14 protein-coding genes are annotated in these 13,595 nt (G+C 39.6%); 11 read left to right on the top strand and 3 right to left on the bottom strand.

The window, feature by feature from the left end:
* The first annotated feature begins 81 nt into the window (after positions 1 to 81).
* From yfmF to EL081_RS09895, 7 genes are all read left to right on the top strand, one after another.
* A complete protein-coding gene (yfmF, locus tag EL081_RS09925) occupies positions 82 to 1,332 on the top strand; it encodes an EF-P 5-aminopentanol modification-associated protein YfmF (RefSeq protein WP_126405011.1) in 1,251 nt (416 codons plus the stop codon).
* Positions 1,329 to 2,615: an EF-P 5-aminopentanol modification-associated protein YfmH gene (gene yfmH, locus EL081_RS09920; RefSeq protein WP_126405010.1), complete on the top strand. Its 1,287-nt coding sequence runs from the start codon at positions 1,329 to 1,331 to the stop codon at positions 2,613 to 2,615. Before yfmF ends, yfmH begins: the two co-directional genes overlap by 4 nt.
* Positions 2,616 to 2,711: 96 nt before the next feature.
* Positions 2,712 to 3,251: a CDP-diacylglycerol--glycerol-3-phosphate 3-phosphatidyltransferase gene (gene pgsA / locus EL081_RS09915; protein ID WP_006595343.1), complete on the top strand. Its 540-nt coding sequence runs from the start codon at positions 2,712 to 2,714 to the stop codon at positions 3,249 to 3,251.
* Positions 3,252 to 4,079 carry an energy-coupling factor ABC transporter ATP-binding protein gene (locus EL081_RS09910; RefSeq protein WP_006595344.1) on the top strand — a complete coding sequence of 276 codons (828 nt, stop codon included), beginning with the start codon at positions 3,252 to 3,254 and terminating at the stop codon, positions 4,077 to 4,079. It begins immediately after the preceding gene.
* Positions 4,064 to 4,906 carry an energy-coupling factor transporter ATPase gene (locus EL081_RS09905; RefSeq protein WP_126405009.1) on the top strand — a complete coding sequence of 281 codons (843 nt, stop codon included), beginning with the start codon at positions 4,064 to 4,066 and terminating at the stop codon, positions 4,904 to 4,906. The genes EL081_RS09910 and EL081_RS09905 overlap by 16 nt, the downstream gene beginning before the upstream one ends.
* The gene (locus tag EL081_RS09900; RefSeq protein WP_126405008.1) at positions 4,899 to 5,693 is read left to right on the top strand and encodes an energy-coupling factor transporter transmembrane component T family protein; all 795 of its coding nucleotides are present in this window, start codon (positions 4,899 to 4,901) and stop codon (positions 5,691 to 5,693) included. The genes EL081_RS09905 and EL081_RS09900 overlap by 8 nt, the downstream gene beginning before the upstream one ends.
* Positions 5,694 to 5,864: 171 nt before the next feature.
* Complete coding sequence (locus EL081_RS09895; protein WP_048715090.1) at positions 5,865 to 6,509, top strand: LysM peptidoglycan-binding domain-containing protein; 645 nt, start codon at positions 5,865 to 5,867, stop codon at positions 6,507 to 6,509.
* A 166-nt stretch (positions 6,510 to 6,675) separates the two neighbouring features.
* On the opposite strand, the gene EL081_RS09890 is transcribed toward EL081_RS09895, so the two are convergent.
* Genes EL081_RS09890 through sdaAB form a run of 3 tightly spaced genes read right to left on the bottom strand, consistent with a single transcriptional unit; the run spans position 6,676 to position 8,859 of the window.
* The gene (locus tag EL081_RS09890; protein ID WP_126405007.1) at positions 6,676 to 7,302 is read right to left on the bottom strand and encodes an HAD hydrolase-like protein; all 627 of its coding nucleotides are present in this window, start codon (positions 7,300 to 7,302) and stop codon (positions 6,676 to 6,678) included.
* Between the two features lie 3 nt (positions 7,303 to 7,305).
* Positions 7,306 to 8,178, bottom strand: a complete 873-nt coding sequence (gene sdaAA / locus EL081_RS09885; RefSeq protein ID WP_126405006.1) for an L-serine ammonia-lyase, iron-sulfur-dependent, subunit alpha — start codon at positions 8,176 to 8,178, stop codon at positions 7,306 to 7,308.
* A 9-nt stretch (positions 8,179 to 8,187) separates the two neighbouring features.
* Entirely contained in the window at positions 8,188 to 8,859 is a 672-nt protein-coding gene (gene sdaAB / locus EL081_RS09880; protein WP_006595350.1) for an L-serine ammonia-lyase, iron-sulfur-dependent subunit beta, read from the bottom strand.
* A gap of 228 nt (positions 8,860 to 9,087) precedes the next feature.
* Here sdaAB and EL081_RS09875 point away from each other — a divergent pair, with 228 nt between their 5' ends.
* From EL081_RS09875 to mnmG, 4 genes are all read left to right on the top strand, one after another.
* Entirely contained in the window at positions 9,088 to 9,630 is a 543-nt protein-coding gene (locus tag EL081_RS09875) for a LysM peptidoglycan-binding domain-containing protein (protein WP_126405005.1), read from the top strand.
* A gap of 203 nt (positions 9,631 to 9,833) precedes the next feature.
* Positions 9,834 to 10,955 (top strand): tRNA 2-thiouridine(34) synthase MnmA, encoded by a 1,122-nt coding sequence (gene mnmA / locus EL081_RS09870; RefSeq protein ID WP_126405004.1) that lies wholly within the window; start codon positions 9,834 to 9,836, stop codon positions 10,953 to 10,955.
* 137 nt (positions 10,956 to 11,092) lie between these two features.
* A complete protein-coding gene (locus EL081_RS09865) occupies positions 11,093 to 11,548 on the top strand; it encodes an NUDIX hydrolase (RefSeq protein WP_126405003.1) in 456 nt (151 codons plus the stop codon).
* A gap of 5 nt (positions 11,549 to 11,553) precedes the next feature.
* Positions 11,554 to 13,467 (top strand): tRNA uridine-5-carboxymethylaminomethyl(34) synthesis enzyme MnmG, encoded by a 1,914-nt coding sequence (gene mnmG / locus EL081_RS09860; protein ID WP_126405002.1) that lies wholly within the window; start codon positions 11,554 to 11,556, stop codon positions 13,465 to 13,467.
* The last annotated feature ends 128 nt before the right edge of the window (positions 13,468 to 13,595 follow it).

The following is a 13,595-nucleotide window of genomic DNA, read 5'->3' as shown; positions in this document are numbered from 1 at the left end:
GTTTTTTAATCTGTCTGGGAAAGATTTTACGGGGATTTCATGATATAATGAAGAGTAATATTTGTTAGAACGAGGATGACGATGGAATTAGTTACTGGTGTTCGAATCCATTTTATGAAATCAGAAAAATTTAAGACCAATGAGATAAAAGTGCGGTTCTCGGCCCCTCTTTCTGAAGAAACAATAGCAGGACGAGTTCTAGCCTCACGCATGATCGAAACAGCCAATCAACTTTACCCAACTTCACAGCAATTTAGAGAGCAGTTGGCGAACTTGTATGGAGCAAATTTTTCTACTTCTGTTTCAAAACGCGGTCAAATGCACTACATTGATATTAATTTATCTTATGTCCGTGATGCTTTTTTGAGCAAGAAAAATGTCTTGACAGATCAGATGTTGGATTTATTAAAGGTATCTCTGAATGCTCCTCTTGCAGAAGATGGCTCTTTTCATTCAGAAACTTTTTCAGTAGAGAAAAAAAATCTCATTACAGAACTAGAAGCAGAAATTGAAAATCATTATTATTATGCCCACCAACAATTGAATCGGTTGTTTTATGATCAAGCTGATATGAAACTAAGCAAGTATGGAAGTGTCCAGCAGATTCAGAACGAGGATGAAGGGTCAGCTTATCAAGCATTTCAAGAAATGCTTCAAACAAATCTGATTGACTTTTTCTTTATGGGTGATTTCAATGAACTAGCGGTCATTGAAAAGATTAGTGAATTTGGTTTACAACCTCGTAAATCTTATGTCAATCTTTTTTATGCCCAATCTTTTTCAAATGTTGTCAGAGAAGGACTTGAGCAAAGAGAAACTCATCAATCTATTTTAGAGTTAGGTTATCATTTTCCTGTTCAGTATGGAGAAAAAGAGCATTTTGCTTTGATTGTTTTAAATGGTTTACTGGGCGCTTTCTCTCACTCGAAATTGTTTACAGTCATTCGAGAAAAAGAAGGGTTGGCTTATACCATCTCTAGCCATTTTGATATTTTTTCTCATTTTATGCGGATCTATGCGGGGATTGATCGAAAAAATCGAACCCGGACCATGACCCTGATGAGCCGTCAAGTGAGTGACTTGAAGAGAGGGAAGTTTACAAGTGAAGAGCTGCGCTTGACAAAAGAAATGATTATAAATGCTGCAAAATTGTCGCAGGATCGACCTGGCACCTTGATTGAAAGAGCTTATTTACACTCTATTTTAGGAAAACAGTTCTTGTCAATTGATGATTGGATCCAAGCTATTCAACTGGTGACGAAAGAAGAAATTATGGCTGTTGCCAAATCACTCAAATTACAAGCGGTCTATTTTATGGAAGGAAGAGAATGATAAAGAAAGATTTGGAGAAAATAGATTATCCAGCTGTTGGAGAATGTGTTTATCAGACAAGTCTCCAAAATGGATTGAAGTTATATTTAATTCCAAAAGCGGATTTTAATGAAAGCTATGCAATCATTTCTACTAAATTCGGTTCTATTGACACAAGATTTACAGTAGATGGAGTAGAGGGAATAAAAGAATTTCCAGCAGGGATTGCACATTTTCTTGAACATAAATTATTTGAAGATCAAGACGGTCAAGATTATTTACAGCATTTTGTAAAGCTGGGAGCTGAAAGTAATGCCTTTACTAGCTTTACACAAACTAGCTATCTCTTTTCGACCACCTCGAATGTCAATGAAAATCTGAGATTGTTACTGGAGATGACACAATCTCTTCATCTCTCAAAGGATTCTCTAAAGAAGGAACAATTGATTATTCAACAAGAGATCGAAATGTACCAAGATAGTCCTGACTACCAATTATTCTTTAGGGCGTTGGCAAATCTCTATCCAGATACACCCTTGGCCCAAGATATTGCAGGTACTGTATCTTCTCTCTCCCAAATTGATGAAAAAAGTTTACAGGATAATTTCGATTATTTCTACCAACCATCTAATATGCAGCTAGTGGTTGTCGGAAATTTTGACCTTGACAGTCTTGTTAATCTTGTTTCTGAATTTGAGATGAAGACCTCTTCAAAACCTCTTCCTCATATCTCACCCGTGGACTTAAATCCAGTTGTTCAAAATGAGACAAGTCGGATGGAAGTTGCTTCACCGAAATTAGCAATTGGCATTCGTGGAAGAAATCAGATTCCTCCTCTTTACCAGTATCGCTATAAGATTATCCTCAAATTATTGTTTGCTATGATGTTTGGGTGGACATCTAAACGATTTCAGTCACTTTATGAAGTTGGTAAACTTGACAACTCCTTGACACTAGAAATTGAAGTAGAGTCTTCGTTTCACTTTGTGATGTTAACGATGGACACCTCGGAACCTGTTAGTATATCCCATCAGTTCAGAACGGCCATTAAGAATTTTGAGAAAGACCCTGATGTGACCCAAGAGCATTTGGATACGATTAAAAGTGAAATGTTTGGAGATTTTCTACACGGTTTGAATTCCTTGGATTATATTGCGACTCAATTTAATCCAATTGAGACAGGTGAAAATCTATTTGATCTTCCAAAAATTTTACAGAGTATTTCTTTACAAGATGTTGTAAAGGTTGGGCGAGATTTTGTCAATGCTTGTGATATGACGGACTTTATCATTTTCCCTAAATAACGGGATAATAGTGGAATGATGTTTTTGTCGAATTAAATCGACGTTGATTTTGTCAATTAGATGTAAATGATCATGTAAACTAGTAAGGAGACTAGAATGAAAAAAGAAAATATCCCAAATGCCTTAACACTGATTCGAATTGTGTTTATTCCTATTTTTATTTTGATGCTAATATTTGGTAAAGGTTATGGTTGGCATGTAGCAGCAGCTATTGTCTTTGCAGTTGCTAGTATCACCGATTATTTGGACGGTTATTTAGCTCGTAAATGGAAAGTTGTTAGTAACTTTGGAAAATTTGCGGATCCTATGGCTGATAAGCTTCTTGTCATGTCTGCCTTTATCATGATGATTGAATTAAAGATGGTTCCGGCTTGGATTACAGCAGTTATTATTTGCCGTGAATTAGCTGTTACTGGCCTCCGTCTGTTATTGGTTGAAACAGGAGGAGTTGTTTTGCCAGCAGCGATGCCTGGGAAAATTAAAACCTTCTCACAAATGTTTGCCATTATTTTCCTTCTCTTTCATTGGGATTTATTGGGCCAAATTACGCTTTATGTTGCGCTAATCTTTACAGTCTATTCTGGATATGAATACTTTAAAGGCAGTGCCTACCTCTTTAAAGATACCTTTAGATAAATGAATAATATTATAGAAGTTCGAAATCTTACATTTAAATACCAAAAAACAGATGAGAACCATCAGTTAAATGATATTTCGTTTCACGTGAAACATGGTGAATGGTTATCCATTATTGGACATAACGGAAGTGGTAAATCAACAGTGGTCCGCTTGATTGATGGCTTGTTGGAACCGGAATCTGGTCAAATCTATATTTCTGGAGATTTGTTAACTCCTGAAAATGTTTGGGATAAACGTAGTGAGATTGGCATGGTTTTCCAGAATCCAGATAACCAGTTTGTTGGGGCTACAGTTGAAGATGATGTGGCGTTTGGGTTGGAGAACCAAGGAATTCCAAGAGATGAAATGGTGCAACGAGTAGACGAAGCTTTGAAGATGGTCCGCATGGATGAGTTCAAAGATCGAGAACCCGCTAGGTTATCCGGTGGACAAAAGCAACGAGTGGCCATTGCCGGGATTATTGCTTTACGACCTAAAATCATCATTTTAGATGAAGCGACCAGTATGTTGGATCCTGAAGGGCGTCTAGAACTAATTCGTACAGTTCGAGAAGTTAAAGAACGATATGGGTTAACGGTTATTTCTATTACCCATGATTTAGAGGAAGTTTCCCTAAGTGATCGGGTTATTCTTTTTGAAAAAGGAAAAGCGACCTTGGATCTGACTCCAAGAGAACTCTTTTCTCGAGATGATCTGGATGAAATAGGACTAGAAGAACCTTTCGCCAATCGATTGCGCAGCATGTTACATCAAAAAGGTTTTCCAGTTGGAGAAACCTATCAGACTGAAGGAGAGCTAGAGAAACTATTATGGGAATTGCTTTAAAACAGCTTAGTTATACCTATCAAGAAGGTACTCCTTTTGAAGGAGCGGTTCTTTTTGATGTGAATATAGAAATCCCAAGCGGTTCTTATACAGCTCTAATTGGGCATACTGGAAGTGGAAAATCAACCATCCTTCAATTATTAAATGGTTTGCTTTTGCCCAGTCGAGGGGAAGTGCAAATGAATGATATGCGCATTAGTTCTGAGTCTTCTCAAAAAGAGCTAAAGGATCTTCGGAAAAAAGTGGGTCTCGTCTTTCAATTTCCAGAAAGTCAACTCTTTGCTGAGACTGTTGTAAAAGATGTCGCATTTGGGCCTCAAAATTTTGGAGTAGACCAAGAATCAGCTGAGAGCATTGCTAAGGAAAAATTACGCTTAGTCGGTCTTTCTGAAGAGTTGTTTGAACGGAGTCCCTTTGAATTGTCTGGAGGGCAAATGAGACGGGTCGCTATTGCAGGCATTTTAGCGATGGAACCTGAAATTTTGGTCTTGGACGAGCCGACAGCTGGTTTGGATCCGTCAGGTAGACGGGAATTAATGAAGCTATTTGCGTCACTTCATCAAGCTGGGATGACCATCGTTCTTGTTAGTCATTCTATGGAAGATGTGGCAGAATACGCAAATCTTGTTTATGTTTTGGAAAAAGGACGAATGGTGAGGTCTGGGCATCCAAGGGATGTATTTCAGGATGTAGAAGGATTAGAAAACATACAATTAGGTGTACCGAAAGTGACGAAATTTGCTTGGCGCTTACGTCAAAAAGGACTATCTTTGCCAACTTTACCAATCACTTTACAGGAGTTTAAGGAGTTAATTGGACATGAATAGTATGATTTTAGGACGATATGTACCAGGTAATTCCATTCTCCATCGTATGGATCCAAGGGCGAAGTTACTAGGACTTTTCTTGTTAATTGTTATTTTGTTTTGGGCCAATAATGTGTTGACGAATGTCCTGTTATTTTTATTGGCCTTTGCGTTGATTTTGAGTGCCAAGATCCCCTTCCGTTTTTTTATTAATGGCCTGAAATCGATGGTTTTTATCATTGCTTTCACCACACTCTTTCAGTTGTTTGCGACGACTGGCGGTAAGACTTTAGTTCAATTTTATTTTTTGACTGTAACGGATAAAGGACTTGCTCAAGCGGGTGTGATCTTTTGTCGTTTTATTCTCATTGTTGTATTTTCAACGATTTTAACACTGACAACAACGCCCTTAAGCTTAGCAGATGCCGTAGAAAAGTTGTTAACTCCATTTAAAATCATCAAAGTTCCTGCTCATGAAATTGGACTCATGTTGTCTATGAGCCTTCGTTTCGTCCCCACTCTAATGGATGATACGATTCGCATTATGAATGCACAGAGAGCTAGAGGGGTTGATTTTGGAGAAGGGAATCTCCTTCAGAAGATCCGCTCTTTTATACCGATTTTAATTCCCTTGTTTGCATCAAGTTTTAAACGTGCAGATGCTCTTGCAATTGCCATGGAGGCAAGAGGTTATAAAAGTGGAGAGGGAAGAAGCCGTTATAGGCAGTTAAAATGGCAAGCCTTAGATAGTGTAGCGATTCTGTCTGTAGTAGCAGTTGGTGCTATCATTTTTTGGTTGAAATATTAGAATACCACCACTACATATAGGGGAATTTTTCTAAAAAAATGAAGAAAAACGCTATTTATAGCGTTTTTTGCATGAAAAATACATGATTTTGTAACCTTTGTAACATAAATTATAACTAACTGTAACATTTAATGTGTAAGATAGTATTATGTTCGAAAGGAGAATGTATTGATGAACACAAAAAAAGTCCAATGGACATTAACTTCTATTATCTCAGCTCTTTCACTTTTTGTTTCTGGTGTGGTAGTGAATGCTGAAACATACGAAGTGAAAAATGGTGATACTTTATCAGAAATTGCGATTAAGAATAACACTACTATCGAAAAGCTTGTTGAATTGAATCAAATCAGCAATCAAGATTTGATCCACGCTGGTCAAATTATTGAGTTGGGTGAACGTTCAAATTCATTGATCAACAAAGTAAATACTGCCACAGTAAGTCAGGAACCTGGAGTCGAGGCTTCGACAAATCAAGTAGCGGCTTCAACAACAACTACTGCTAATGCTACTTATAATGCAGCACCTGTTGTTACGAATTCAGGAAATGGGATTGTACTTGCTAATGGGAATACTGCTGGAGAAACTGGATCCTATGCAGCAGCTCGAATGGCTGAAATGACAGGTGTTCCTGCATCAACTTGGGAAGCCATTATTGCCCGCGAATCAAATGGTCAAGTGAACGCAGCAAATCCATCTGGAGCTAGTGGTCTTTTCCAAACAATGCCAGGTTGGGGTTCAACTGCTACAGTTGATGATCAAATCCAAGCGGCTTATAATGCCTATTCAAACCAAGGACTTTCAGCTTGGGGATACTAAAAAAGAGGGGAAACCCTCTTTTTATTTTGTTTCTTACCTTGACAAGGATTGGAAAGTGATGTAAAGAAAAATGACTGTGTCAGTCAACCTTGCTGAACCATGGATACTCTTACACAAGCGTGATTTCGTACATAAAAGAGGTTTACAAATTTGTAAACCTCTTTTATTAACTTAAATGAGTCAGTAAAGCTAGGGGGGAATCTACGATGGTATCGGGAGTTTCCTCTTTTAATTGCTCTAGAGGTGCAAACCCCCAACTGACTGCAATTGTGTGAATACCAATGGTTTTTCCCCCAATGATATCAAATTTAGTATCTCCAACGATGCAAGCTTCCTCTTTTGGAATTTGATGATCAACTAGTACACGATGAATGATATCAGCTTTGTGCATAGATCCTGGGATAGAACCATAAATCCCCTCAAAGTAATCACTAATTCCTAATGAATGGGCTATTTCGAGACTCACTTCCTGATTCTTAGAGGTGGTAATGAATAAGTGATAACCCAATCCCTTCAATTGATGAAGGAGTTCTTTGATAGTTGGGTAGAGATAGATTTGTTGTTGGCCAGTTTCTTTGTAATAAGTACGATAGATTTCTACAGCTTTTGTGACAAGTTCTTTTGGAACATGGTTTGTAAATGTAACCTCGAGTGGAGGGCCCATAAAGGTTCGAATCGTTTTTTTATCAGGTGCAGGAACACCCAGTTCGTTAAAAGTATGTAAAAAAGTTGTCTCAATACCTTCGGAACTATCGACTAAGGTTCCATCTAAGTCGAAAAATATGTACTTCATAGCTTATTCTCCAAATATTTCTTGCTGTAGCCGTTTCCCAGTTGGAGTCGCTGCCAGACCACCTTCGGCCGTTTCTCTAAAGGCAGTTGGTAGGCTTGATCCTACCTGATACATGGCGTCAATGACTTCATCAACAGGGATTTTGGATTCGATTCCTGCCAAGGCCATATCTGCAGCGATATATGCATAACTCGCTCCCATTGCATTTCGCTTAACGCAAGGAACCTCCACCAGTCCTGCAACGGGATCACAAATTAAGCCTAGCATATTTTTAATGACGAAACAGATGGCTTGGCTAGCTTGATAAGGGCTTCCCCCAGCAGCTAACGTCAAGGCAGCCGCACTCATGGCAGCCGCGGAACCCACTTCGGCTTGACAGCCTCCCTCAGCTCCTGAAATCGATGCATTGTTGGCAATAACCAGTCCAAAAGCTCCTGCTGCTAATAAGAATTCCAATTGTTTGTGTTCATCTAAATGGAGTTTCTCGATGGCTGAAGTAAGAACAGCAGGTAAGCAACCAGCTGATCCAGCAGTGGGAGTAGCACAGACCAAGCCCATTTTTGCATTGTGTTCGTTGACAGCAATAGCATTTTTGGCAGCGGTTAGGACAGTATAGTCAGAGAGGGCTTTTCCAGATCGAATATAGCGATCTAGTTTTGCAGCATCTCCTCCAGTCAAGCCACTTCGAGAAAGTTGGTCATTGAGTCCAAGATGAACGGATTCTTTCATGACTTCGAGGTTTCGAGTCATAAGAGTCAGAACTTCTTCGCGCTCGCGACCAGTTAGTTCAAACTCAGTTGCAATCATTAATTCTGCGACATTTCCTTCATAGTGGAGGGTCGCTTGCTCAACTAGTTCGGTAATGGAATAAAACATGGGGTCTCCTTATTGAAAGAAATTCACATTGTGTAAATGGGGAATTTGACGGATTAACTCAATCGCTTCGTCACAATTTCGAGAATCTACTTCAATGATCATAATAGCCTTTTCTCCGGCTTTTTCGCGGGTAACGTTCATTTGGGCGATATTGATATCATAGCGGGAAAGCGCCTCTGTGACATGGGCGATCATCCCAGGAACGTCTTGGTGAACGATAATAATTGTTGGGGTATTCATGTTTAGAGAAATTGCAAAGCCATTTAACTCGGTAACTTGTATGTTTCCCCCACCAATGGAAATTCCTGTGACGGAGATGGTTTTGTGATCATTTTTCACCGTGATGGTCGTCGTATTTGGATGAGGAGCATTGCTCTCCTTTTGAATGGACCAGACGATTCGAATTCCTCTTTCATGTGCAATTTCAAGACTATTGGGGATTCTTGGATCATCTGTATCCATGCCTAAAATTCCAGCTACAAGGGCCAAGTCTGTCCCGTGACCACGATAGGTTTTGGCAAAGGAATTAAACAACTGAAATTCAACTTCTGTTGGATCCTCTCCAAAAATTGAAGAGACAATTTTCCCAATACGAACAGCTCCAGCAGTGTGGCTACTAGAAGGTCCAATCATAACCGGTCCAATAATATCAAATACGGATTGGAATTTAAGCGAATTCATCAGTCAGCTCCTTAGGGTTTCTTTTCTTTCATTATAACAAATCTAGGGCATGTTTTCTTCTATTTAAGAGGGAAATTTTGTTTTAAACTTAAAAGATACTTAAAACTAGTTTATTTGAGGTATTTTTATTCTTACTAACATATTGTTGAAACATTTGACGTGATTTCATAAAGTTTCTGAAACATTTCTTCTGTAAGATAAAGAACATACAGAAAAGGAGTGAAAAAAATGAATAAAAAAATGTTTGTAAAACGTGTTATCGGACTGAGCTTATTATCAGGAATGTTTATTCCCGTCCTCGCCAGTGCAGAATCTTATACTGTAAAGTCAGGTGATACCTTATCAGCTATTGCTAAAGAGAAGAATACAACGGTTGATGCGATTGCTAAGAAAAATAAGATTAGCAATGTAAATCTCATTACAGTTGGTCAGGTTTTAGAGATTGAAGATGAGAAGGCAACAACTAATACTACAGAGCAAGCTGCCACTAGTAAAGCTAACACTACACAAGCAACAACTACGGTATCTGCTTCAAATGGCTTGAGTGCCGAAGATGCAGCGGCTAAAGAATGGATTGCCCAGAAAGAATCAAGTGGCAGTTACACAGCGCAAAATGGCCAATATTATGGTCGTTACCAGTTATCCCTTTCTTATTTAAACGGTGATTTATCCGAAGCAAATCAGGAAAAAGTAGCCAATCAATATGTTGTCAACCGCTATGGTTCATGGTCGGAAGCTAAAAACTTCTGGCTGGCCAATGGTTGGTATTAAAGTAGATGAAAGAGTTCAGCAATTGCACTCTTTTTGATTTACAGACTTGTAAACGTCTAGATACAATAGTCAATAAGAAGAATGGCAAGATGCTTGTTTTCTACTATAAAGCGTGTTACAATTGATAATGCTCAAAACGACCTTCAATCGTTGAAGCAAACCACGACCTTCAATCGTGAGTAACGAAAAGATGGGAGAAACCTATGAGTGATAACTCGAAAACACGTGTTGTTGTTGGTATGAGTGGCGGTGTCGATTCATCTGTAACGGCTTTGTTGTTAAAGCAACAGGGTTACGATGTCATTGGCATCTTCATGAAAAACTGGGATGACACAGACGAAAATGGTGTCTGTACAGCTACAGAAGATTACAAAGATGTAGCAGCAGTTGCAGATCAGATTGGCATTCCTTACTATTCTGTCAACTTTGAGAAAGAATACTGGGATCGCGTCTTTGAATACTTCCTTGCTGAATACCGTGCAGGTCGGACACCAAATCCGGATGTCATGTGTAATAAGGAAATCAAATTTAAGGCCTTCTTAGATTATGCCATGACACTTGGTGCCGATTATGTAGCAACAGGGCACTATGCGCGCGTGGCGCGTGATGAGGATGGTATTGTCCATATGCTACGTGGCGTTGACAATGGAAAGGATCAAACGTATTTCTTAAGCCAATTGTCACAAGAACAACTTCAAAAAACCATGTTCCCATTGGGACATTTGGAAAAACCTGAGGTTCGCCGTTTAGCAGAAGAGGCTGGATTGGCTACAGCTAAAAAGAAAGATTCCACTGGGATCTGCTTTATCGGCGAAAAGAATTTCAAAGAGTTTCTCAGTAACTACCTCCCTGCCCAGCCAGGCCGAATGATGACTGTAGATGGACGAGATATGGGCGAACATGCCGGTTTGATGTATTACACAATCGGTCAACGGGGTGGTCTTGGAATTGGTGGTCAACAAGGTGGGGACAATGCCCCATGGTTTGTAGTTGGTAAAGATCTGAGTCAAAATATTCTGTATGTCGGTCAAGGCTTCTATCATGAAGCACTGATGTCAACAAGTTTACAAGCTAGTCAAGTTCACTTTACACGAGATATGCCAGAAGAGTTTACACTAGAATGTACAGCCAAGTTCCGTTATCGCCAGCCAGATTCCAAAGTGACAGTTCATGTCAAGGGTGACCAGGCTGAGGTCGTTTTTGCAGAACCTCAACGGGCCATTACACCTGGGCAAGCTGTTGTCTTTTACGATGGTGAAGAGTGCCTCGGTGGTGGTTTGATTGACAATGCCTACCGAGATGGAGAAGTTTGTCAGTATATTTAAATTGACAAATGTTCTCAATTTGCTACAATAATAAAAGCAATAGAAATGATGGTCAAAGCTCATGGATGTTGCAGGCTTTTTTGTCCTGCACTTCTCAGAGTTTTGACTATTTTTGTGTCGTTTCGAAAGGAAGTAAAATGCAAAAACGGGATTTTCGGACCAAGTTGAATCAGACGGTTTTTGGTGTGAGAGCCACTGCTTTGATTGTAAAAGATAATCGTTTGTTAGTCGTAGAAGATGAGGATGGTTTTTATACGATTGGAGGTGCCATTCAAGTGGATGAAGCTACTGAAGATGCTGTGGTTCGAGAAGTAAAAGAAGAACTTGGCGTTGTATCTAGAGCAGGTCAGCTAGCTTTCATTGTTGAAAATCGCTTTGAACAAGATGGGATTCACTACCATAACATTGAATTTCATTATTTGGTGGACTTGCTGGAAGAAGCACCTTTGGTTATGCAGGAAGATACAAAGTCCTTACCTTGCCGGTGGCTTGCTTTAGAAGGCTTATCTACTGTTGACCTGAAACCGGCATTTTTAAAAACGTCCTTACCAGATTGGAACGGACAATTACAACATATTCAGCTGGAGGAATAAAAAAGATGACTTATAATTTTATAGAAGAATACGATATTATTGTAATCGGAGCGGGACATGCGGGTGTAGAAGCTTCGCTTGCTGCGAGCCGGATGGGTTGTAAAGTTTTACTTGCAACTATCAATATAGAAATGTTGGCGTTTTTGCCGTGTAATCCTTCAATTGGTGGTTCGGCAAAAGGGATTGTGGTCCGTGAGGTAGATGCCCTCGGCGGTGAGATGGCCAAGAATATTGACAAGTCCTACATTCAAATGAAGATGTTGAATACAGGAAAGGGTCCAGCAGTCCGTGCACTTCGTGCCCAAGCGGATAAGGAACTTTATTCTAAGGAAATGCGCAAGACGGTTGAGAACCAAGAAAACTTGACTCTTCGCCAAACCATGATTGATGAAATTTTGGTAGAAGATGGGAAGGTTATTGGTGTTCGAACTGCGACTCACCAAGAATATGGGGCCAAGGCTGTTATTGTCACGACTGGAACAGCTTTACGTGGAGAAATCATCATTGGGGATCTCAAATATTCATCTGGCCCTAACCATAGCCTTGCTTCTATTAATTTGGCTGACAATCTCAAAAAACTAGGACTTGAAATTGGTCGTTTCAAAACGGGTACGCCACCACGTGTAAAGGCATCGTCAATCAATTATGAAGAAACGGAAATTCAACCTGGTGATGAGAATCCAAATCACTTTTCTTACAATTCGCGTGACGAGGATTATCTAAAGGATCAAATCCCTTGTTGGCTAACCTATACCAATAGTCAAAGTCACGAGATCATCAACAGCAATTTACACCGGGCCCCTATGTTTACAGGTGTTGTAAAGGGTGTTGGCCCTCGTTATTGTCCATCTATTGAAGATAAGATTGTTCGCTTTGCTGACAAGGAACGTCATCAGCTTTTCCTTGAACCAGAAGGACGCAATACAGAAGAAGTCTATGTCCAAGGCTTATCAACCAGTTTACCAGAGGATGTGCAACGAGATCTTGTCCATTCTATTAAGGGATTGGAAAATGCTGAGATGATGCGAACGGGTTATGCGATTGAGTATGATATGGTTCTTCCACATCAATTGCGGGCAACTTTAGAAACCAAGAAAATTTCAGGTCTCTTTACAGCAGGCCAAACCAATGGAACATCTGGCTATGAGGAAGCTGCTGGCCAAGGAATTGTGGCAGGGATTAATGCTGCCCTAAAAATTCAAGGAAAACCAGAGCTCATCTTGAAACGTAGTGATGGTTATATTGGAGTCATGATTGATGACTTGGTAACCAAAGGGACCGTTGAGCCCTATCGTTTGTTAACAAGTCGTGCTGAATATCGTTTGATTCTTCGTCATGATAATGCAGATATGCGCTTGACAGAAATCGGTCGCGAGGTTGGTCTAGTTGACGACGAACGTTGGGCACGTTTTGAAACCAAGAAGTATCAGTTTGAAAATGAAATGAAGCGCCTTGACAGTATTAAGTTAAAACCTGTAAAGGAAACGAACGAGAAGGTTGCAGCGCTAGGCTTTAAACCATTGACAGATGCTGTCACAGCCAAAGAATTCTTGAGAAGACCAGAAGTATCTTATCAAGATGTTGTCAACTTTATCGGACCAGCTGCTGAAGAACTAGATGATAAGATTATCGAGTTGATCGAAACTGAAATTAAGTACGAGGGTTATATCTCAAAAGCTTTAGATCAGGTTGAAAAAATGAAGCGAATGGAAGAAAAACGAATTCCTGCCAATATTGATTGGGATGATATTGACTCCATCGCAACAGAAGCTCGTCAAAAGTTCAAACTGATTAATCCAGAGACCATTGGTCAAGCTAGCCGGATCTCAGGTGTCAACCCAGCTGACATTTCTATCTTGATGGTGTATCTTGAAGGCAAGAGTCGGAGCATTTCTAAGAATCAAGAAAAAGAATCCTAACTTGTAATGATGTAAATATGTGGAAGAAGTAGCCAAATAGCTACTTCTTTTCTCGTTCTACTGTGTATTTACAATAGTGTAAACATCCTTTACACCGTTTGACAAATGAGGGACCGGACCTTAATCCC

Source organism: Streptococcus viridans (genome assembly GCF_900636365.1).
Taxonomy (GTDB): Bacteria; Bacillota; Bacilli; order Lactobacillales; family Streptococcaceae; genus Streptococcus; species Streptococcus viridans_A.
The sequence above is the reverse complement of the archived record's forward strand: the minus strand, read 5'-3'. Positions and strand labels throughout refer to the sequence as shown.

What these genes read in the sequence shown, in the direction of transcription:
- yfmF (WP_126405011.1), top strand. Translation starts at nt 82, where the DNA reads ATGGAATTAGTTACTGGTGTTCGAATCCATTTTATGAAATCAGAAAAA.
- yfmH (WP_126405010.1), top strand. Translation starts at nt 1,329, where the DNA reads ATGATAAAGAAAGATTTGGAGAAAATAGATTATCCAGCTGTTGGAGAA.
- pgsA (WP_006595343.1), top strand. Translation starts at nt 2,712, where the DNA reads ATGAAAAAAGAAAATATCCCAAATGCCTTAACACTGATTCGAATTGTG.
- EL081_RS09910 (WP_006595344.1), top strand. Translation starts at nt 3,252, where the DNA reads ATGAATAATATTATAGAAGTTCGAAATCTTACATTTAAATACCAAAAA.
- EL081_RS09905 (WP_126405009.1), top strand. Translation starts at nt 4,064, where the DNA reads ATGGGAATTGCTTTAAAACAGCTTAGTTATACCTATCAAGAAGGTACT.
- EL081_RS09900 (WP_126405008.1), top strand. Translation starts at nt 4,899, where the DNA reads ATGAATAGTATGATTTTAGGACGATATGTACCAGGTAATTCCATTCTC.
- EL081_RS09895 (WP_048715090.1), top strand. Translation starts at nt 5,865, where the DNA reads ATGAACACAAAAAAAGTCCAATGGACATTAACTTCTATTATCTCAGCT.
- EL081_RS09890 (WP_126405007.1), bottom strand. Translation starts at nt 7,302, where the DNA reads ATGAAGTACATATTTTTCGACTTAGATGGAACCTTAGTCGATAGTTCC.
- sdaAA (WP_126405006.1), bottom strand. Translation starts at nt 8,178, where the DNA reads ATGTTTTATTCCATTACCGAACTAGTTGAGCAAGCGACCCTCCACTAT.
- sdaAB (WP_006595350.1), bottom strand. Translation starts at nt 8,859, where the DNA reads ATGAATTCGCTTAAATTCCAATCCGTATTTGATATTATTGGACCGGTT.
- EL081_RS09875 (WP_126405005.1), top strand. Translation starts at nt 9,088, where the DNA reads ATGAATAAAAAAATGTTTGTAAAACGTGTTATCGGACTGAGCTTATTA.
- mnmA (WP_126405004.1), top strand. Translation starts at nt 9,834, where the DNA reads ATGAGTGATAACTCGAAAACACGTGTTGTTGTTGGTATGAGTGGCGGT.
- EL081_RS09865 (WP_126405003.1), top strand. Translation starts at nt 11,093, where the DNA reads ATGCAAAAACGGGATTTTCGGACCAAGTTGAATCAGACGGTTTTTGGT.
- mnmG (WP_126405002.1), top strand. Translation starts at nt 11,554, where the DNA reads ATGACTTATAATTTTATAGAAGAATACGATATTATTGTAATCGGAGCG.